Source organism: Paenibacillus plantiphilus, from assembly GCF_927798095.1.
Lineage (GTDB): Bacteria > Bacillota > Bacilli > Paenibacillales > Paenibacillaceae > Paenibacillus_Z > Paenibacillus_Z plantiphilus.
The window spans coordinates 64,600-83,251 of record NZ_CAKMMF010000008.1 but is presented as its reverse complement, the minus strand read 5'-3'; the positions used below and the strand labels follow the sequence as shown (position 1 = coordinate 83,251).

The following is an 18,652-nucleotide window of genomic DNA, read 5'->3' as shown; positions in this document are numbered from 1 at the left end:
TCACTGTCCTCCACTCCATGTATATTCTTTCTTATTCGCGTGGCGCACACGGTCTTTAATAAGCTGGACGATTCGCTCCTGCTCGTGATGCAGAAAGAAATGATCGCCGCCCAACAGCTGCAGCTCTGTCTCCTTCTGCGTCAGCTCCCCCCATGCGGCAAGATTGTCCATATTGACATCATGGTCCTCGATACCGCCTAGTGCGGTAATCGGACAAGCAATCGGTTTATCAGGGGAAAAGGAGTAGGTCTCGCATACTTGAAAGTCAGCCCTCAGCCTTGGCAGCAGCAGAACCATCAATTCATCATTCTGCAATATAGCCTCTGGCGTCCCCCGCAGGATGCGCAATTCATGGATCAATTGTTGATCGGAGAGAGAATAGAGCTTCCTACCGGAATGAGGGAGATGGGGGGCGGAATGGCCAGAAACGAATAGGTGAAGGGGAGTTTTATTATATTTCCTGTCCAGCTGGCGGGCGGTTTCATAAGCGAGCAGCGCCCCCATGCTGTGACCGAATAGTGCAAATGGAAGGTTAAGCAAGGGCCCGATTTCATCAGCAACGGCTTGTACAATTTCGGGCAGAGAGCACATTGGCGCTTCCAATCCCCTGTTCTCCCGGCCAGGCAGCTGGACCGGACAAACCTCAATTTCCTTCGGAAGCAGCTGGAGCCAATCGCGATAGATGCTGGCCCCTCCCCCCGCATACGGGAAGCAGAATAGTCGCATGTCCGCTTGAGAATGGACATTTGCATTCATGAACCATGAATGAAGCTTGGTTGCCATTTCTCTACCTCTTTCTATGACTGTCATTTTATATGAACCGCAATTGTCGGCCTGGATCGTCATTCATGATCGCTTTCGTCCAATATTCGACTGAATATTCCGACATTTGTCCGCCTGAAATACGTTTTCGCCGTGCTTCTCTAGTAATACGAAGCGTCCGCTTGGAACGATGAAGCACCATTCTAACGGTAGAAACGGTGCATTGCAGCTCATCGGCAATGTTCTGATACGAATAGCAGAACACCTCCGACAGCAGCAGCATATAGGCTTCACGCTCGGACAGATGCTCGGAGAGCCATTCCACAAGCCCTCTTGCCGCAGCATAATTGATATCCGAATAGGGCTGATCAGCTGCCTCTTCGACAGGCGCCGCATATCTGCGCTGCCTTCGCAGCTGATCAATCCATACATTGCGGGTCATCCTGTACAGAAGTGTTGATGGATGCCGGATAGCTCCTGTCTTTTGATAATATTGATAGCATTTAATCAGCACCTCCTGCACAAGATCTTCCGCATCCCACTGCGAGCCTGATAAATAGTGACAATGGTTGTGCAGCGTCTGCAAATGCGGTTCAATGAAGGATTCGAAAGCAACCGCTTGGCTATTCATATCTGAGCGCTTCAATCGGCTGCAATTTGGCCGCTTTGTTCGCGGGATAGTACCCGAAGAAAATACCTACGGTAGCAGAGAAGCCGAATGCAAGCACGATTGCCCACATGGATACGACATTAGGCAGACTCAGTACAAAGGATGCCAATGCTCCAACCAGCAGTCCAAGCAGAGCGCCCACCGTTCCTCCCAGGAAGGACAGAATGACGGACTCGATCAGGAATTGCTGCTTGATCGCGCGCGGCGTGGCGCCGATCGCTTTGCGGATGCCAATCTCGCGCGTACGCTCCGTTACGGACACCAGCATAATATTCATAATCCCGATGCCGCCTACGAGCAGCGATATGCCGGCGATGGAGCCGATCACAAGCTGAAGCATGCTGAAAATGCTGGATACCTGCTCTTGAACCTCTTTGCCTGTCTGGGACTTGAAGTCCTCTGCTTCGGCATTGTGTCTGAGCGCAAGCCATTGCTTCAATTCCTGAATCGTTTCGTCCATGTCCTCCGGCGATTCCGCAATAAACTCCAGTGAGCTCAAGTAGCGGCCTGCACCGGAGCCTGTATCCGGCATAGCATCCATTGGCGTGTACGCCTTGTATTGGGTCCCGCCAACATCGCCGAATATGCTCTTCTGCGGCTTGTATACGCCAATAATTCGAAAGCTGCCTCCGGAGAGCTTAATTTTCCGATTCACAGCACGGTCGGCTGTACCGTATATCTTCTCGGCATAGGTCGTCTCGACCACGATGACCTTCTGCCTCGCCCGCTGCTCCTGTGCATTGAAGAAGCGGCCGGCAACGATATCCACCTTCTGCATCTTCACCATATCAGAGGTTGTTGCCGAGATAAGGAACTGCATCTTCTCACTGCCTCGCATCTCCGACATCTGATAGCTGTTCGTGGAAGATACATATTTGACTCCCGCAAGCTTGCGGGCTTCGCTCAAATCCCTCATCTTGATCTCTGCTTTCATGTTCCCGTCTCCCGCACCCTTGTACAGAATGAAGAATCCGTCCTTGTAATTGGACAGCTCCGACAGAACGGAAGCTTGGCCTGCCTGGCCTATGGAGACGACCGTCACAACCGCCATGACGCCGAATACGATGCCGATCATCGTAAGGAAGGAGCGCAGCTTGTTCACCCGCAGATTGTCCAGCGCAACCATGATGCTTTCGAACATGCTCATGTTGCAGCACTTCCTCTGCGCGTTTCCTTGATCAGCTTCCCGTCGCCGAACCAGAGAACACGCTCTGCATATTCGGCAATATCCGGCTCATGCGTAACAAGAATGATCGTCGTTCCCTCTTCATGGATGCCCTTGAACAGCGCCATGATGTCCTCCGAGGACTTGGAATCCAGATTTCCTGTCGGCTCATCCGCCAGCAGGATCGGCGCATCCATCGTCAGCGCTCTTGCTATGGCTACCCGCTGCTTCTGTCCGCCTGAAAGCTCGGTCGGCTTGTGCTTGACGCGCCCGCCCAAGCCCACCTTGTCAAGCAGCTCCAATGCACGCTGTGTGCGCTTGGCGCCGCTTACCCCGCCGTACATCAAGGGCAGCTCGACATTGTGCAGAACGGTCTGCCTGCCCAGCAGATTGAAGCTCTGAAAGACGAAGCCGATCTTGCGGTTGCGTACAGAGGACAGCTTCCCCTCATCCAGCGCCTGCACTTCCTCGCCGTCCAGTATATATTTGCCTGATGTCGGAACATCAAGGCAGCCGATAATATTCATCAATGTTGATTTGCCGGAGCCCGAGGAGCCCATAATAGCGACGAATTCACCGCGTTCAATGGTCAAATTAATCGAGCTCAGCGCTTCAACCTCCAGAGGGCCGTTGCGATATACTTTGCGGATATTCTGCAGCGTAATCATTGCGCCGTCACCTTGACATCGTCGTCAAGCTGCTCTGTGCCCTCTATAACGATCTGATCCCCTACTTTGACCCCGGAAACGATCTCATAATATTCATCATTTTCCTTGCCTGTCTGTACCTCAATCTTCACCGCCCTGTCGCCATTAATTTTATAGACATATGACTTGCCATCGCTCTGAACGACTGCCGTTAAGGGAGCGACTACTCTTGGTTGGTCCGGCACCTCCAATTCAATGTTTACGTTATACCCCGAACGAAGCTCGGGGCTGGTGCGCTCTAGCGCAACTGTTGTAGCTACGAAAGCATCCTTGTAGGCGGGATCTGTCACGACAGCAATCGGCGACATCTTGGCCACCTTGCCCTTATAGACCTCCTCGAACGATTCCCCGCTTATGTCTACCGCCATGCCAAGCTTTACTTTGCCCGCATCAATCTCATTGATATTGGCAACGACCTGATAAGAGGTCAAATCTGCTACCTTCAAAATTTGCATGCCCTCGTTGATCATCTGTCCGCTGTTCACAGCAAGCTCTGTCACGGTCCCGTCGGCATTGGCCTGTATCTCATCCTTCTCCAGCTTCTTGACCAGCGCTTGGATCGATACGTTATGGTTTTTAATGCGCAGATCGAACTGCTCCAGATTCAAGGGATCAATCCGCGCATCTGCCTGCTCTGTCCGCTGCTTCTTCGTTTGGTTGAAATGGTCGCGCTTGGCGGCGAATCGCTCCGCTTGCGTCAGCTCCAGATTGATTCGCTCCGTTTCAAGCTGCTGCTTCAGGCTGTCTACATTCAGCGTCAGCAGCACCTGCCCCCTCTTCACCTGGTCGCCGATCTTCACCTTCACCTGCCCAACGAGCGCATTCACATCCGAATACAGTGCCGTCGTTTCCTTGGCTTCGAGCTTCCCGCTCACATATATTTTCTCAGCCATCGATTGCTGGCTGATTTTCCCTAGTGCGACCTCGACGGGCTGATTCATGCTCATAAAGAAGAGACTGAAAATAGCACCACCGATCAACACGATGACAGTCAACCAAATCCACTTTTTCATTTCATCCACCTTTTCCACATATATGCCCTGAATCCGTTTATTCTCTTGCTCACTAAATGAAATTGTCTGCGCATTGTCTAATGGAATTATGTAGGACCTGACTTATTAATTATTGTTTTCTTATCGGCTTAATGGGGTTTTGACTGACGGAGACTCTTGTTCAGAGCGATGTTGGGTAGATTCTGTTAAGACAATTCGACTTTTGCTACGGATTCAGGTAATTTTTTTATCTTACACTAGGTAAAATACCGTACATTCGAATAAGAGAGCAATAGTACAAATTGCTTAAAGTTTCCAGCTCTTGTTCGTCCCGACTTAGATAAAATAGTAATAAAATACCGTTTTTTAGCTCAAAATGTCGAATTCCGGTCCTTCTTTGCCAAATCTTTATAAACTTTGCACCCCTCAAAGCGGTGTTTTTGACCACCTTAATTTCAATTGGCAAGCTAAATTATACATATTATTGCATTTTTGACTCTTCATTGTACACGCTCCGTTAATTGTGCGCCTTCCAAAAATACAAAAAGGACATCTCTTGAAGACATGGGACTGTGATTACAGTCCTACAAGAGACATCCTATGCGGGTCGTTTGGAATTATGAATGGATCTTATACAGGCTTGTAAGCTCATGCGTATGATCCTATGCAGTCCAAGAACTAGGGTCTGTTGATAATATCATAAGCCAATTTGGATAAGGGCCGCTTTCCAAATTCATCTGAACGCAGGGAATTGCCGTATAGAAATAAATGAATATCGAATTGATCAAGCCCCATATCCGCGAATAATTCCTCCAGCTGTTGTTTATAGGTGCGGGAGTACGCGTGCTGCTTGTAAAGAAGCTCCCGCACATAGTCTTTATGGGATTGATAGAGCTGTTCAAGGTTAAACAATTCAATGCTGTTGTGAATTTCTGCCGCCTGGCTTCCCGTTCCATTGCGGACAATCTTCAAATCAAATAAAGCGTTGTTGCCGGTTAATGTATCGACCGTGCTGCTGCCGTTCAGCTTAACTGCAAAATAAGCGTCACCGCTATATTCGTAGTCATAGGGATACAATATTTCCGAGCCCTTCGCCAGCTTGAACCTGGAGTTGCATATTTGACAGGAGGGGATGAAATTGTACAGCGACAAAGAAAACAATTTGAACACAGAGTTTGGATAAAAATGATCCAAATCCGCAGTTGTTCTTGCTTTCAAGCCATCCTGATAGTGGGTAATATATTGCCGGTTGCAGTACGGACATACCTCGATGCCTATTTGGGTCAAAATTTTATGTCTCAGGTCTGATCCCATATAGCTGTAGTCGACAATTTTCATCAGACAGCCGTTCACAATTTTCAATCGCCTGCTGACGGATTTCATAAATCGCTTGAACTTCGCGCTGCTCTCATAATAATGGGGATGCTGCGCCAGCAGGCCGGCAAGCCAATCATTGTTGAAGCGCGCGACAAAATCTTGGCGGTATTGTGCCCGACTCCCCGGAGTAGCCGTTATGCTGGCCTTCCGAAGCTGTTCATCGACATTGGCCGAGCCGTAATGGACCAGCTTGCAGGTTAATAAATAATGATTGATCCCCTCGTATTTCGAGCATAGCTCATCGAATGTTCCGGTTAATAGGTCCCGAGCGAACGCGGTAGTCAGCACACCGCGCCGTCCGGTCTCGAACAGTCCGACAACAGTCAAGCCCGTGAACGGATTGATGACCGCCGGTCGGACAGCGGCTTCCTTATTGTATCGCTGCCGCAGCCCGCCGATTTGCTCCTGCAAATAAGCGGGGCCAATTTGAGCCACTATTCGTGGATTAAGCTTAATCATCGTTGTCTCCGCGCTGCTCCTTTTTAAGTTGGCTTAGCTCTCTCTCAAGCTCGCTGATTCGTCGGAAGCGTTCGAGCTCAGGAAACAATTTGGTTGTGCGGTCAGTCAGCATCTGCTGCAGCTTGCCGCGAATGAGCGGTTCGCCGATAGCTGAGATCAATTGCTGCAGCCCGTCGATTTCCTCCTTGTCGAACTCTCTTAATTTGCCAATTCTCTTAATAATGTCCTCGAAAATCGACTTCGCGTGTTCACCGATAGGAGAATGGATGAAAAAATCATTTTGGATAATATCGTAAAAATTACTCATCAAACCAAACTCGGCCTTCGCCGCAATTCTTTGAATGCCGCCCACGACCCCATGAAGCCTAATGCAGGTAATATGCTCGCTTGGAACATCAGAGACGATAAAGGGCGAATGCGTAGCAATGACAATTTGATAGGCCAGCTCTCTGCCGAAATCGATCGCATTCAGAAACTTCGACAGATTATGGATATACCGCCTTGACCATTCGGGATGGAAGGAAGCGTCCGGCTCGTCCAGCAAAATAAGTATCGTCTTGATTTCCTTGTTGTTCTGCGCAATATCTATCGCCGTATACAGATTGGAGAAGCCATTAATAAACGCCAGCTCCCCCGAGCTCAGATGCCGGAATGTAATGCGAATCGAATGATTGATGGCATGGCTTCGCGGAATATAGGCGTCGAACAGCTCGAACAATTTATGTATGCCATTGTCAAAATCCTCATTAAGATGAAGCGTCATTTTGGTGGAAGAAGTGAAATAATGATCGGCCGTCTCCGTGAAAGCTTCAACCACTATAGTCAGCAGCTCCGCATCCAACCTCAGACGGCCAGCATGCAGCTTCGGATCGGCAGCGGCATTAATGAGCTGCAATACGTGAAGCAGGTAGCCGATTCTCTCCTGGAAGTGATTCGCGTTAATTTCCAGCGCTGCTATTGCAGCTGAACATTCCGCCTTTGCCCCCTCCTCCAGCAATGCGTCCGTCCGATTCATCCATAGATCAATAATAAAAGCTTCGACATAGGTAATGATGAATTTTTCTTTTGTTGTCCACCGGTCGGGGGAGCCAGGCCGCTTTCTATTGCCGTCTGAACCATACAAGATGATGCTGGCTTCAGTCTGATAGTATAGAATTTGAGATTTATCCTGATATAAATAGAGCTCGAATCTTTCGAGCGCCTCTGCTTTCGTGACCATGCCCGGATATATATGGTCTTCTCTCTCCAGCACGCAAATCGCATGTCGCGAAGTATGGTCCTTCTCCAGCATTTTATATTCCCGGCTTATAAATTTGTAAATATTCGCATACCGGGGCTTGTTCGAGTAGAGCCTTTGGAAGCCAACATAATAATCCTGCTCGTCGTCTCTTATCGCATTCCCGCTGAACCAATCCTTCGTATTATCATTTGCAAAGTAAAGAGAGAGCATGTTCCGGTTTAACGTATTCTCATCCCCATCCATGCTCATCGACTGAATATAGTCATCATACTGGGCATGCTGCTCCTCGAAGCTGTATGTTGCACCAATGCTGTATTCATAGCTCGTTCCATAGGGTATCTCGCTTATATTGCTGATCAATGCAGGATTGTAGCCTTCGATTACGAACAAATCATTCGCAATGTGATAGACGGCAAACCACTCTTCCTTAAACTCGTCAAGCTTGCTTCTTAGCGGCTTCTTAAATAAATTTTTCCGTCTATGGTTGGTGGAGCCCAGCAGATCGAACAACGTTGTTTTCCCCGCTCCGTTCTTTCCAACAATTAAATTAACATTGCTTATATTGCTTCCCCACAGCTTCTTATAAGGATTTGGCTTGCGGGAAATGAGCAGCCGTCTTTCCTGCCCGAATTGAATGTCGAAATCATTGGTAAAGCTGAACTCCTGATTATAAAAGCATCTTCCAATGTCTTTAATGTACACGTATAAAAGCTGGGGATTCATAGATGAGTAGCTCCCTTAATCAATAAAATGGCTCCTTTGTTCACCGCCGCAGCCGCATCCGTCTCCACAAATACGCTGCCAGCAGCAGCAGAGCAAGCTCCGCTGCCGCAAGCAGTCCGATATTCAGCCAATCAACCTCGTCTCTCATGCTTCCTTCTATATATACAGTCGATTGACTGTACAGACAGAGGATGAACAGAAACACGATGGCTTGCAGAGCGATTGCGGGCCAGATTCTATTTCTCAGCCGTATGACGATGATCGCTTGAAGCCCAATTGTCAATAGAAGGAGCAGGAGCAGGACCGTTCCATTGAATTCCCGATACTCGGTTGACATCCCCATATTACGCAGATCATACAGCAAGTACATAATCACAATGTAAACCGCACCATGCAAGATTGCCAGCACATGCTTCATCAGGAATCCCCCTAAATATTAGTCCAGTAAACCTTCGACATTGCCATCTGACAACAAACCGTCTATTAATTCGAAAATCACTCTCTGATGTGTAATCGTGGAATGCTCAGCCTCGTCTCTGCCGATAAAGACATAAGCTCCATCGTACAGAATCGACTGGATCAAAGCATCCTTATTCCGCTGCTTGGCGGCAGGTATGCCCAACTGGCTGCCCAGCGCCACGACATTGTCGCCGAAATAATTGTCGCTTGCTCTGGAACCCTTCGGCTCCGGCAGATCAATGTCGAGCCTGCTCTTCAAGACGGATTTGATCTCCTCGAACAAATCGTCGTCCGTCTTCGCATGGGTGGCGGAACCTAACTGCACCAGCAGCGGATCTGTATGCTTCGGATAATAAAATTCATCATTAAATATCATATTACGATCCTTCACGCCAATCAATCCACCGATGAAATAATACTCCGTATCGCCTTTGTTCGTGAAGTCCAGTCGGTCAGCCCCATAATTAGGGCAAATATTGGACGGATTCGCATAGAACAGGTCGCTGTCGTCACGATCCAGATCAGCAAGCACGGAGCCGCAGACGCCCGGGTTATGATGATCATCCGAGCCCCAATGCGGTGTATCCACTGTAATGAGCTTGCTGATCCTTGGATCGCCCGCTTGCGGACTTTCAATGTAGGTTCTTGATACCAGGCCACCTGCACTGTGACCGACCAGCGAGAAGCTGATCTCTTGATCCGCGCCCCTCGTCACGTCTACGCTGAGGTCGTCCTTGAGATACGTATTGCTGAGCGTCCCCAGATATTCCCTGAGGAAGTTCGAAGCATAGAGAACATGGTCGAAGTTCTCCCAGTTGAATACGAACAGATTCTTATTAAGCTTGTAGCCTTGGTCGACCAGGTAGGGGAAAATGTTCGGCAGCTCCTCGCTGCCCTCATGCAGCTGACGGACAAATTGGGCATCCGGGTCGCCGTAAGAGATTTGCTCATTGCCGAAGTGGGCATCGCTTTTATACGCATACCAAATCCCGTTCTTCTGATAGCTTTGTCTCTTGGAGAAGGTTTGCTCGGTCAAAATATTTTTCTTAAACTCCCCTTCATCCTGCATCGCGAGGAAGCCTGTAGGCTGCCCGTTGTCCAGATAGGAATCGCCGCCCCAAACGTCTGCCGTATTCGATCTGATGCCATGAATGAACACGACCGGCTCGGTATATGCAATATAGTCCCGATCATCAACATCATCGCGGTCTCCGTCCGCATCTGTATCCTCCTTGTTCGGATCGCCCCCATTCGGATTGACTGGCTGACCGTCGAGAGTCGAGCTCCGTACAACATAGACAAGACCTGTCTCCGCATTGTAGAACCAGTCACCCAGCTCAACACGATCCGGGATGAGATCATGATCCGAATCGGGATCATTCGGATTCGTCGGCTCGATCTTCAGGCCCAGCGTATCCTTGATGATGTAGCCCTTTGCCTCCACCCAGTCTGGTATCGTATCGCCATCGCTGTCCTTGGTCAAGCCGATTCCATCGCCTGCTTGCAGGAACCGGCCTTGCAGATCCTCGGCAGCATTGACATGGTAGAAGTCCCCGCCAGTTTCGTCGGCAATTTGCCTCAGCAGCTCTGCGTTGAAGGAGTCGCCCAGTCCCATCGTATAAATAATAATGCCTTTGCTCTTGGCCGTTGACGTATAGCTGCTGCTGTAGCTGCCCTCGCCATCGGTCAACAAAATAATAACCTTGGTCGATTCATCGGCAGATCGGCCGCCCGCTGCCAATTCATCGAGCGCGGATTTGACGCCTCTGCCGATATTCGTGCCGCCATAGGAATCGATTCTGTCTGCGGCAGCTTTGAGCTTCGTCTTATCATCGGTAAGCTTCTGCAACAGTGTGGCATAATCGTCGAAGTCGACGACGGCGGCGCGGTCTCCCGATTGCAGCGAATCGATGACCAGCTTCGTTCCCGAGATCCGGTTATTGTTCAAATCCTTATTGTACGTATCGTCCCGTCCCGGTCCCATGCTTCCTGAGCTGTCAATGACGAATACCAGATCCAGAGGCTTCCGCACGGCTCCGCCATTGTCATCAGAGATTGCCTCCCCCTTCACCAAACCTTGCGACCATGACTGTGCCCAAATCCGCATATCTGCCAGCACATAGGTCGAGAAATGCGTTAACGTTGCCGTCACCTGCTTGTTCGCCGCATCAACCTTCTGATCGTCAACCAGCTCCAAGGAAAGTGTCGCCGGATTATAATAGAACACTCTCAGATCCGCTGGATCGGTAGAGCCCAGCGCTGCGTCAGCATAGGAGAAGGATAGTTCCGCCTTATCGAATTTCGAAGTGGATAGAATGTCTACCGGCTCTCCGATCAGGCCAGTCGTACCGACTACGTCCTTCACTCCCTCATCAGCCGACAGCGTTGTCGTCTTATCGACATCTCCCGTTGCCGCAAAGGAAAGCTTCACATCCAGCTCCTGGGAGGACAGCTCCTGCCTTCGCTTCTCATGCCCGTCCAGAATCCCGTTCTTGTCGGAATCGGGGTTTAACGGATCTGTGCCGAATTTGATCTCGCTTCCGTCATCCAAATCATCCTCATCCGTATCCTTCTTCAACGGACTGGTCCGATGCTTGTTCACTTCCACGCCGTCGGCAAGCTCATCCCCATCGGTATCAGCTGTCTCCGGATAGGTCTGATGTCTCTGTTCCTCCGTGTTGCTCAATCCATCGCCATCGAGATCCTCAGCGCCATCCGGCGTACCGTCAGCGTCTGTGTCAGCCATTGTCGGATCCAGCGCCCCTGTTGCCGCTTCAAAGCTGTCGGTCAGCCCATCGCTGTCGGAATCCGCCTTCAGCGGACTACTCTTCAGCACATGCACCTCATAGCCATCGGTCAATCCATCGCCGTCTGTATCCGGCTTGCTCGGATTCGTTCCAAGCGTGGCCTCCATTCCATTCGTTAGGCCATCCTTATCGTCATCAGCCGAATCATTGCTTTGCGACCCGCTTCCTTGCGATGAATTGTCAGGCGGGTAGTAGCTTCCGCCTTCAATAACAGCAGCCGTTTTCGTGCCGGTGATTGCTGCTGTTTTGACAATCTCCTTGCCCTGCCATTGAATCGCGGCGCTAATCAGATATTCCTTATCAGCATCATCGTTCGTGCTCCACACTGCGCTCTTGCCATCCTCGCCCGCAGTAAGATTGCCGCCATCAGTTGTCCATTTGACCGTAAACTCCAGGCCTGTCGTGGTCGTTTCGATGGTGAGATTGACTTTATCTCCCTTCTTAACCGCTGAAGTGCTCGCCTTCATCGTAAAAGCATCGGCCGCCGCTGATTCTTGTGAGGATTGCTCAGCATTCCTCATGCTGCGGGCAATCATCGTCATTCCTTGTGCGCGATTAGCAGAATCGCTCGGTTTGAACGATCCGTCAGGAAAGCCCAGTGCGATCCCCCCTTCAACCGCGTAGGAAATCGCTTTGTACGCCCAATGTGTCGGCGCCACATCGCTGAATGACAGCCCCTTGCCAGCTGCGCTGTTCGGTGCTGCTATTTTCAGAATAAACGCTGCAATCTCGGCTCTCGTAATCGCATGATCCGGCTTGAAAATAACGCCATTATAGCCTTGTGCGATACCGTGATCCTTTGCTACTGCTATGTATCCGCTCGCCCAATGTCCCGCCGTGTCTGCAAACGGGCTTGAGGCAACCGCCTTCAGCTCCTGCTCCAATTGAGAGGAAGGAATGAACCCTCTAACGAGCAGCGTAATAAATTCAGCGCGGGTGAGCCCTGAATCGGGATGAATGACGAGCGCGCCATTCTCGCTGATTCCCGTCACCACTTTATGATTGATCAAATATTGAATATCTGCTTTTGCCCAATGACGCTCGATATCTTGATAGTTTTGGCCCTGCGCATAGGTCGTTCCCGCGAGCGGCAGGACAAGCTGAATAAGCAAGATGAAGGCTGCCGTTAAGCTGATCCACTTAAAAGCCCTTCTTGTCTTGCCTGCATTTGCAATATTTCCTGATTGACTGAACATAGGTGAGCCCCCTGAATGATAGTATGATTGCTGCATGATGTTTGCGGAAGATAGTTGTGGTCACCGTCTCCTTAAATTTGGAATTCTACAACTAAACTATGATTATAGGGCATTAAGACTAGATTTACTATCTATTCAGAGCAGATTTAATAGGATCTTTAGCCTATTGGTTAGGCCGAAACCAAACTCGGTGGTTAATGACTCGTGGAACAAGGCCGCTGCGGGTTTGGAGGGCTCTTCCGATCGCTGTTAAAGCCCGACTTCTTAATTGTAACGTGATTATAGGGTGAAATCGGGCTTTAAAGGCGAACACTGCGTTTCTCCAGATCCCTCCAACCCTCCGCTCTGTTCGCACGTAAAGTTAACCCCTCATTTTAAGTCGCCGTCATGCAGAGAAACACCTTGCGCTGGGAGCTGCGCGCGGCGCGAAAGTCTTTAATAAAGGGGCTCTGCACATAAGACATTTCCCTGCCCAGCCGGCTTTTTGTTCCTCAAGAGGAAATTCCTTTTCTTACCGTTTGCTTTTCTGCTTACCTATGCTATTATGAAAGCGCTAACAATTTCATCTTAGGGGGGCTATTCACATGATGAATGTTGGGTTGCAAGAGACGAATTTATATGACAGCTGTGAGAAGGACAGCTACTATTTCAAGGTTGGACGGCTCGGTGTCGCCAGCTTTCATGGAAGAAACTATCATATTCGAAAAAGAATTACGACCGATCAGTTGAACAGCTACCTTGCAAGCGGTCAATTCGTGAAAGCAAGCTCAGGCTGCTACATCAACATGAGCAAGGTCGCCTCATTAACTGACGGAATGCTCTATTTCGTTCAGGACGGCACGGGTTCAAAAGGCCTGCACATCCCCAGATGGAAGCAGCAGCACATGAAAAATTTGTTGTCCGAACGCAATTCGGTTGCGATGTAAGGCAAGTCGCCCAAACAGATGACTTGTAAATGACTTAAACGACACATACGACGCAAACGAAATAAAGAAGACCCGCCGGGGATTTGGTGCTTGAGTAGCTCATCGGCAAGGTCTTCTTTTTTGTTTTACGCCATTATTTCCCGCGCAATCCTTCGTTTGAAGCACGGCGGACGTACATACAATAAGCTGTACAACGTTCTAGGGAGGTGCGCTCACATGGCTAAGCAGCAAGGACATGCCCGCAAAAATACGACTACGAAAACATCTGACAAGAAGGGCAACGGGGGTTAATACGCTGCGCGTCCCCGCTTGTTAGTTGCCGCTTTGCAAATAAAGCGGGAATAAAAAAGCGGGGGCAAATCGGCATTCACGGAGCAATTCGTCGCAACCGCACACATCTCCCAGCTTGCGTTTTTTCACTGCATGATGGCTGTTTTTTGCTAGATGACAGTTGTTTTTCGCTGCATGATGGCAGTCTCTGTCGAGCAAAACAGACTTTCGGCTTATGTCGGAAATTGCGAATCGCCTTGCAATTGCAGGGGCGGCAGTCCCGCAATGGAAACCCGCAGCGATTGCCATGCCGACCGCAGCGCTTCTTGAATCGGCCATGCAGCGGTTCCTGCTGCCATCACTGCAATACCGAGCTTATGTGCAGCCGTCACGCCTGCTACGATACTATGACCATTCCACTGAGGCAGCTCCGCAAGCGTATGCCGGACAGCAACGATGTGCTCAGTGGTGATCCCCGCTCCAAATGCATGGAATGTGCCTGTATGTGTCATTTCGCCCAAACAGCCCGGTGATGTCAGCAGCTGCAGCGCTGGTTCAATCCGCCCATTTTGCGCATAGATAAGCTCATTTTCATAGAAAACTCGAAATCGGCTTCGATAGGAACGATACTGAAACCGCTCGCCTCTAAGCGTTCGGCCCGGACATAGAACCTCCGCTTGCATCCATACTGCACCTGCCGCGAGCCGCACCTCCGTCTCATTCAAGAACGCCGCATCCCTGTACAGCATAATCGGTTCCGGCATGGACTCGACGATGGCCCCTTCGCCAAGCACGAACTTCTGCATAATAGATGCCCCGCCATGAATGGTGTCTGCGCAAGGGTGCACCTTGGTGAAGGATTGATTTGTCATATAGACATGAGCCTTCTCGCCAGCCTTCCATTCCAGCTCATAGCGGTCGCCTGACAGCAGCCCTGGGGAGACATCCATAACCATTACGCCTGCGGCGCTGCCGAGCGGAAATGCCTTCGCTATTTTGATCGGAGCGGTATGGTACTTGGAAACCATTCGCGTCACCCCGCCGCAGCGTTGGAATTCGGCTCGAAGCTCCGACACCCGCTGAGCTTGCATAGGAGTAAGGTTGGGACTAGCGTTAATGGGAATGACCAATAGAAGGAATCGTCCCTTGCGGGTGCTCGTTGTTGTCATGGGAATGGGCGTGGCCATGCGCATGATCAAGCTCATGCTCCAGCCATTTCACAATCTTATCGACGCCTTGACCGCCGAATAGATTGGAGAATACGTACGGACGGCCTCCGCGCATCCGAATCGTGTCCTCCTCCATGACTTGCAGGCTTGCGCCGACATAGGGGGCCAAATCGATTTTGTTAACGACAAGCAGATCCGAGCGCATAATGCCCGGTCCGCCTTTGCGAGGGATTTTCTCGCCTTGGGCAACATCAATAATGTAGATAAACCGATCGACCAGCTCCGGACTGAATGCGGCCGCCAAATTATCTCCGCCGCTCTCGATAAAGATAATGTCCAGCGGGCTGAAACGGCTCGTCAGCTCTTCAACAGCTTCGAAATTCATGGAGGCATCCTCCCGAATCGCTGTATGCGGACAGCCGCCAGTCTCCACCCCGATAATCCGCTCCTCAGGGAGCACGCCTGTAGCCGCCAGAATGCGCGCATCTTCCTTCGTATAGATATCATTTGTTATTACAGCCAAACTATACTTCCCGCTGAGCGCTCCAGCTAACCGCTCTACTAGCGCTGTTTTGCCTGAACCTACCGGACCGCCAATTCCGATCCGAATGGGACGCGAGCGATCCAAAGCCGGCTGCTCCCAGCCGTGATGGTGATGTCCTTGCCCTGATCCTTGACACATAATAAGTTCCTCCTCAGAATGAGGTCGCATAAGAGCGACCCGAGAGTTAGCCTTCGCACCGCGCGCGTCTCCCGGCGCGCGATGTTTCGCTGCATGACGGCGGTCGGTCGACTACAGCATGCTAAGACATAAATAATCGCGAGTAAAGCGTTTCATGCCGAATCATAGCCATTTCTGCCATCGGCATATTGGAATAGGCATCCTCTGGCTGAATGGCAGCAGCGCTCGCCCAAGCTGCCGCCGCCTTCGGGGTAAGCCGGGCAATCATCGCCTGCCCTTCAGTCTGCCCGATAGACATAAGGCGAAGCGCGTTGTTCACGCAGGTGACGATACAGGTGTACAAATAGCCTTGAACCGCTGCATCCAGCGAAATCCCCAGCCTGTAGCAGGCAAATCCATGCGTGAGCGGATGCGAGGCGAAACAGCGGCCGCTGCGATGCGCTTCGATCAGCTGGCTCCAATCCAGCTGCGGATAGATGCTTGCAACAAGCTGCAGCATTCTTCGTCCGATCTTCTCCACTCCAATGCGCGATTCATACGCCGTCCGTCCGACATGCACCAGACGCTCGACCCCCCATAACGTCTCCCAATTGCCCATCGGGGCATCGCGGTACACAGCCTTCACAATCATCGCATCCGCAGTCGACCAGCTCTGGCGCAGCATCGCTTCTGCATACTGCTCCAGCTCAGCGCTCGTGCTCACCCTGCCCTCCTGCACAAGCGTTTCGAGACCGAATGAATGAGCGAAGCCGCCAATAGGCAGCGCAGAATCGAGCAATTGCTGAAGCGCAAGCCAAGGAATCGGATGAGCAGAATGGCGAGGATTGTCAGGCTGGCTGGAAGGCGATTCAGCGGCATCTGATGTCCTTGAATCCATGCGCATCACCTCCACTTCACTTCTTTAAAATAAGAAGTACCGCTGCGCCATCGGCAGCGCCTCTGCCGGCTCGCAGGTCGCCGGAGCACCGTCAACCTTTACCTCGTACGTATCAGGATCGACCTCGATCTTCGGCGTTGCATCGTTATGGATCATGTCCTTCTTCGTTATGCTCCGGCAGCCCTTCACCGGCTCTATCCGCTTCGTCAGCCCAAGCTCAGCCGCGATTCCCTTGTCATATGCAGCCTGTGATACGAAAGTGATCGAGCTGCTGGCAATCGCCTTGCCGAAGCCGCCGAACATCATTCTGCCGAACACCGGCTGCGGTGTCGGAATCGACGCATTGGGGTCGCCCATCTGGGCATAAGCGATCGCGCCGCCCTTCAATATCATGTCAGGCTTGACACCGAAGAACATCGGACTCCATACGACAAGGTCAGCGAATTTCCCAGGTTCAATCGAACCTACCAGATGAGAAATCCCATGTGTGATAGCCGGATTAATCGTATATTTGGCGATATACCGTTTAATTCGCGCATTATCCGCATCCTCCGTATCACCATCCAGAACGCCGCGCTGACGTTTCATTTTATCCGCTGTCTGCCACGTTCTGATGATCACCTCGCCCACACGCCCCATCGCCTGTGAATCGGAGCTGATCATGCTGAATACGCCCATATCGTGCAAAATATCTTCCGCCGCAATCGTCTCCGGCCGAATCCGGGAATCGGCGAACGCTACATCCTCAGGAATGCTGCTGTCCAAATGATGACAGACCATCAGCATGTCCAAATGCTCCTCTATCGTATTAATCGTGAACGGCCGCGTCGGATTCGTAGAGGAAGGCAGCACGTTGAGCTCGCTTGCCGCACGAATGATATCCGGGGCATGCCCGCCACCCGCTCCCTCCGTATGGTACGTATGAATCGTCCGCCCCTTGAAGGCGGCTAGCGTATCCTCCAGAAATCCCGCTTCATTCAGCGTATCCGTATGAATCGCAACCTGAATATCGTATCGGTCAGCAACCTCCAGACAGGTATCGATAGACGCAGGGGTTGTCCCCCAATCCTCATGAAGCTTCAAGCCTATCACACCCGCTTCGATCTGCTCTTCCAGCGGACCAGCGGATGAAGCATTCCCTTTGCCCGTAAAGCCGATGTTCATTGGAAAAGCTTCCGCAGACTCCAGCATCCGGCGCATATGCCAAGCCCCCGGCGTACAGGTCGTTGCATTCGTGCCAGCCGCCGGACCTGTGCCGCCGCCGATCATCGTCGTCACCCCGGACGAGAGCGCCGTCTCAATCTGCTGCGGGCATATGAAATGAATATGCGAGTCAATGCCGCCTGCGGTAACGATTTTCCCCTCTCCAGCAATGACCTCTGTACTCGCTCCGATTATCATATTCGGAGTAACGCCATCCATAATATCGGGATTGCCGGCTTTTCCGATCGCTGCGATCAATCCGTCCTTAATCCCGATATCCGCCTTCACAATGCCCCAATGATCGATAATGACAGCATTCGTAATCAACGTGTCCAGCACACCATCGCTTCGCAGCGCGCCGCTGGATTGACCCATGCCATCGCGAATGACCTTGCCGCCGCCGAATTTGCACTCATCGCCATACACCGTGTAATCCTGCTCAATCTGCGCCCACAGCTCGGTGTCAGCCAAACGAACGGCATCGCCTGTCGTCGGTCCAAACATCTGCGCATAGCTGCTTCGGCTCATACGGCTCATGGCTGCTCCCCCTTCCAGGCTGCAAGCCTTGAACGAACAGCCTCCGGCATCTCGCCGTGATGAGCAGGACCGTTCGTTATGGCATTCAAGCCATAGGAGCGTTTCCGTCCGCCAAGCTCGACGAGCAGCACCGGCTTCTCCTCACCAGGCTCGAACCTTACAGCCGTTCCTGCCGCTATATGAAGCCTCATGCCGAAGGCCGCTTCGCGGTCGAAGGAAAGCGCACGATTCACCTCGAAAAAATGATAATGTGAACCGACCTGAACCGGCCGATCACCCGTATTCACCACAATTAGCTCCACAGTTGCCCGCCCTGCATTCAACTCTATATGTCCAGGCATCGTCCGATATTGTCCAGGAATCATGCGTTGCGTTCACCTTCTTCCTAGCTAGTGTTTAACAGAACAGTTCCAATACTTCCGAGTTGTGTA

At 51.1% G+C, this 18,652-nt stretch carries 15 protein-coding genes; 1 reads left to right on the top strand and 14 read right to left on the bottom strand.

What is annotated here, in order from left to right; genetic code table 11:
- The 9 genes from L6H65_RS09135 to L6H65_RS09095 all read right to left on the bottom strand — a co-directional run bounded on the left by L6H65_RS09135 (window position 1) and on the right by L6H65_RS09095 (window position 12,557).
- Window positions 1-783 carry a thioesterase II family protein gene (locus L6H65_RS09135; RefSeq protein WP_236340254.1) on the bottom strand — a complete coding sequence of 261 codons (783 nt, stop codon included), beginning with the start codon at window positions 781-783 and terminating at the stop codon, window positions 1-3.
- Window positions 784-811: 28 nt separating this feature from the next.
- Window positions 812-1,393 carry an RNA polymerase sigma factor gene (locus L6H65_RS09130; RefSeq protein WP_236340252.1) on the bottom strand — a complete coding sequence of 194 codons (582 nt, stop codon included), beginning with the start codon at window positions 1,391-1,393 and terminating at the stop codon, window positions 812-814.
- On the bottom strand, window positions 1,386-2,579 hold the full coding sequence (locus L6H65_RS09125) for an ABC transporter permease (RefSeq protein ID WP_236340250.1): 1,194 nt from the start codon (window positions 2,577-2,579) through the stop codon (window positions 1,386-1,388). The genes L6H65_RS09130 and L6H65_RS09125 overlap by 8 nt, the downstream gene beginning before the upstream one ends.
- Complete coding sequence (locus L6H65_RS09120; RefSeq protein ID WP_236340248.1) at window positions 2,576-3,265, bottom strand: ABC transporter ATP-binding protein; 690 nt, start codon at window positions 3,263-3,265, stop codon at window positions 2,576-2,578. The genes L6H65_RS09125 and L6H65_RS09120 overlap by 4 nt, the downstream gene beginning before the upstream one ends.
- Entirely contained in the window at window positions 3,262-4,317 is a 1,056-nt protein-coding gene (locus L6H65_RS09115; protein ID WP_236340246.1) for an efflux RND transporter periplasmic adaptor subunit, read from the bottom strand. Before L6H65_RS09115 ends, L6H65_RS09120 begins: the two co-directional genes overlap by 4 nt.
- 657 nt (window positions 4,318-4,974) lie before the next feature.
- Window positions 4,975-6,132: a hypothetical protein gene (locus L6H65_RS09110; protein ID WP_236340244.1), complete on the bottom strand. Its 1,158-nt coding sequence runs from the start codon at window positions 6,130-6,132 to the stop codon at window positions 4,975-4,977.
- On the bottom strand, window positions 6,125-8,095 hold the full coding sequence (locus L6H65_RS09105; RefSeq protein ID WP_236340242.1) for an AAA family ATPase: 1,971 nt from the start codon (window positions 8,093-8,095) through the stop codon (window positions 6,125-6,127). Before L6H65_RS09105 ends, L6H65_RS09110 begins: the two co-directional genes overlap by 8 nt.
- Window positions 8,096-8,135: 40 nt before the next feature.
- Window positions 8,136-8,513 (bottom strand): hypothetical protein, encoded by a 378-nt coding sequence (locus L6H65_RS09100; RefSeq protein WP_236340240.1) that lies wholly within the window; start codon window positions 8,511-8,513, stop codon window positions 8,136-8,138.
- An 18-nt stretch (window positions 8,514-8,531) separates the two neighbouring features.
- A complete protein-coding gene (locus L6H65_RS09095; RefSeq protein WP_236340238.1) occupies window positions 8,532-12,557 on the bottom strand; it encodes an S-layer homology domain-containing protein in 4,026 nt (1,341 codons plus the stop codon).
- 584 nt (window positions 12,558-13,141) lie between these two features.
- Between L6H65_RS09095 and L6H65_RS09090 the strand changes: the two genes are divergently transcribed.
- Window positions 13,142-13,483: a hypothetical protein gene (locus L6H65_RS09090; RefSeq protein WP_236340227.1), complete on the top strand. Its 342-nt coding sequence runs from the start codon at window positions 13,142-13,144 to the stop codon at window positions 13,481-13,483.
- Between the two features lie 503 nt (window positions 13,484-13,986).
- Here the strand turns inward: L6H65_RS09090 and L6H65_RS09085 are convergent.
- The 5 genes from L6H65_RS09085 to L6H65_RS09065 all read right to left on the bottom strand — a co-directional run bounded on the left by L6H65_RS09085 (window position 13,987) and on the right by L6H65_RS09065 (window position 18,586).
- Window positions 13,987-14,844, bottom strand: coding sequence for an urease accessory protein UreD (locus L6H65_RS09085; protein ID WP_503827049.1), 858 nt, complete (start codon window positions 14,842-14,844; stop codon window positions 13,987-13,989).
- A 22-nt stretch (window positions 14,845-14,866) separates the two neighbouring features.
- On the bottom strand, window positions 14,867-15,604 hold the full coding sequence (ureG, locus tag L6H65_RS09080; protein ID WP_236340217.1) for an urease accessory protein UreG: 738 nt from the start codon (window positions 15,602-15,604) through the stop codon (window positions 14,867-14,869).
- Between the two features lie 121 nt (window positions 15,605-15,725).
- Entirely contained in the window at window positions 15,726-16,481 is a 756-nt protein-coding gene (locus tag L6H65_RS09075; protein ID WP_236340215.1) for an urease accessory protein UreF, read from the bottom strand.
- Window positions 16,482-16,505: 24 nt separating this feature from the next.
- Window positions 16,506-18,221: an urease subunit alpha gene (gene ureC, locus L6H65_RS09070; RefSeq protein WP_236340206.1), complete on the bottom strand. Its 1,716-nt coding sequence runs from the start codon at window positions 18,219-18,221 to the stop codon at window positions 16,506-16,508.
- Window positions 18,218-18,586, bottom strand: coding sequence for an urease subunit beta (locus tag L6H65_RS09065; RefSeq protein WP_236340204.1), 369 nt, complete (start codon window positions 18,584-18,586; stop codon window positions 18,218-18,220). The genes ureC and L6H65_RS09065 overlap by 4 nt, the downstream gene beginning before the upstream one ends.
- Window positions 18,587-18,652: the final 66 nt, after the last annotated feature.

What these genes read in the sequence shown, in the direction of transcription:
- L6H65_RS09135 (WP_236340254.1), bottom strand. Translation starts at nt 783, where the DNA reads ATGGCAACCAAGCTTCATTCATGGTTCATGAATGCAAATGTCCATTCT.
- L6H65_RS09115 (WP_236340246.1), bottom strand. Translation starts at nt 4,317, where the DNA reads ATGAAAAAGTGGATTTGGTTGACTGTCATCGTGTTGATCGGTGGTGCT.
- L6H65_RS09085 (WP_503827049.1), bottom strand. Translation starts at nt 14,844, where the DNA reads ATGCAAGCTCAGCGGGTGTCGGAGCTTCGAGCCGAATTCCAACGCTGC.
- L6H65_RS09110 (WP_236340244.1), bottom strand. Translation starts at nt 6,132, where the DNA reads ATGATTAAGCTTAATCCACGAATAGTGGCTCAAATTGGCCCCGCTTAT.
- L6H65_RS09130 (WP_236340252.1), bottom strand. Translation starts at nt 1,393, where the DNA reads ATGAATAGCCAAGCGGTTGCTTTCGAATCCTTCATTGAACCGCATTTG.
- L6H65_RS09125 (WP_236340250.1), bottom strand. Translation starts at nt 2,579, where the DNA reads ATGAGCATGTTCGAAAGCATCATGGTTGCGCTGGACAATCTGCGGGTG.
- L6H65_RS09120 (WP_236340248.1), bottom strand. Translation starts at nt 3,265, where the DNA reads ATGATTACGCTGCAGAATATCCGCAAAGTATATCGCAACGGCCCTCTG.
- ureG (WP_236340217.1), bottom strand. Translation starts at nt 15,604, where the DNA reads ATGTGTCAAGGATCAGGGCAAGGACATCACCATCACGGCTGGGAGCAG.
- L6H65_RS09065 (WP_236340204.1), bottom strand. Translation starts at nt 18,586, where the DNA reads ATGATTCCTGGACAATATCGGACGATGCCTGGACATATAGAGTTGAAT.
- L6H65_RS09095 (WP_236340238.1), bottom strand. Translation starts at nt 12,557, where the DNA reads ATGTTCAGTCAATCAGGAAATATTGCAAATGCAGGCAAGACAAGAAGG.
- ureC (WP_236340206.1), bottom strand. Translation starts at nt 18,221, where the DNA reads ATGAGCCGTATGAGCCGAAGCAGCTATGCGCAGATGTTTGGACCGACG.
- L6H65_RS09090 (WP_236340227.1), top strand. Translation starts at nt 13,142, where the DNA reads ATGATGAATGTTGGGTTGCAAGAGACGAATTTATATGACAGCTGTGAG.
- L6H65_RS09075 (WP_236340215.1), bottom strand. Translation starts at nt 16,481, where the DNA reads ATGGATTCAAGGACATCAGATGCCGCTGAATCGCCTTCCAGCCAGCCT.
- L6H65_RS09105 (WP_236340242.1), bottom strand. Translation starts at nt 8,095, where the DNA reads ATGAATCCCCAGCTTTTATACGTGTACATTAAAGACATTGGAAGATGC.
- L6H65_RS09100 (WP_236340240.1), bottom strand. Translation starts at nt 8,513, where the DNA reads ATGAAGCATGTGCTGGCAATCTTGCATGGTGCGGTTTACATTGTGATT.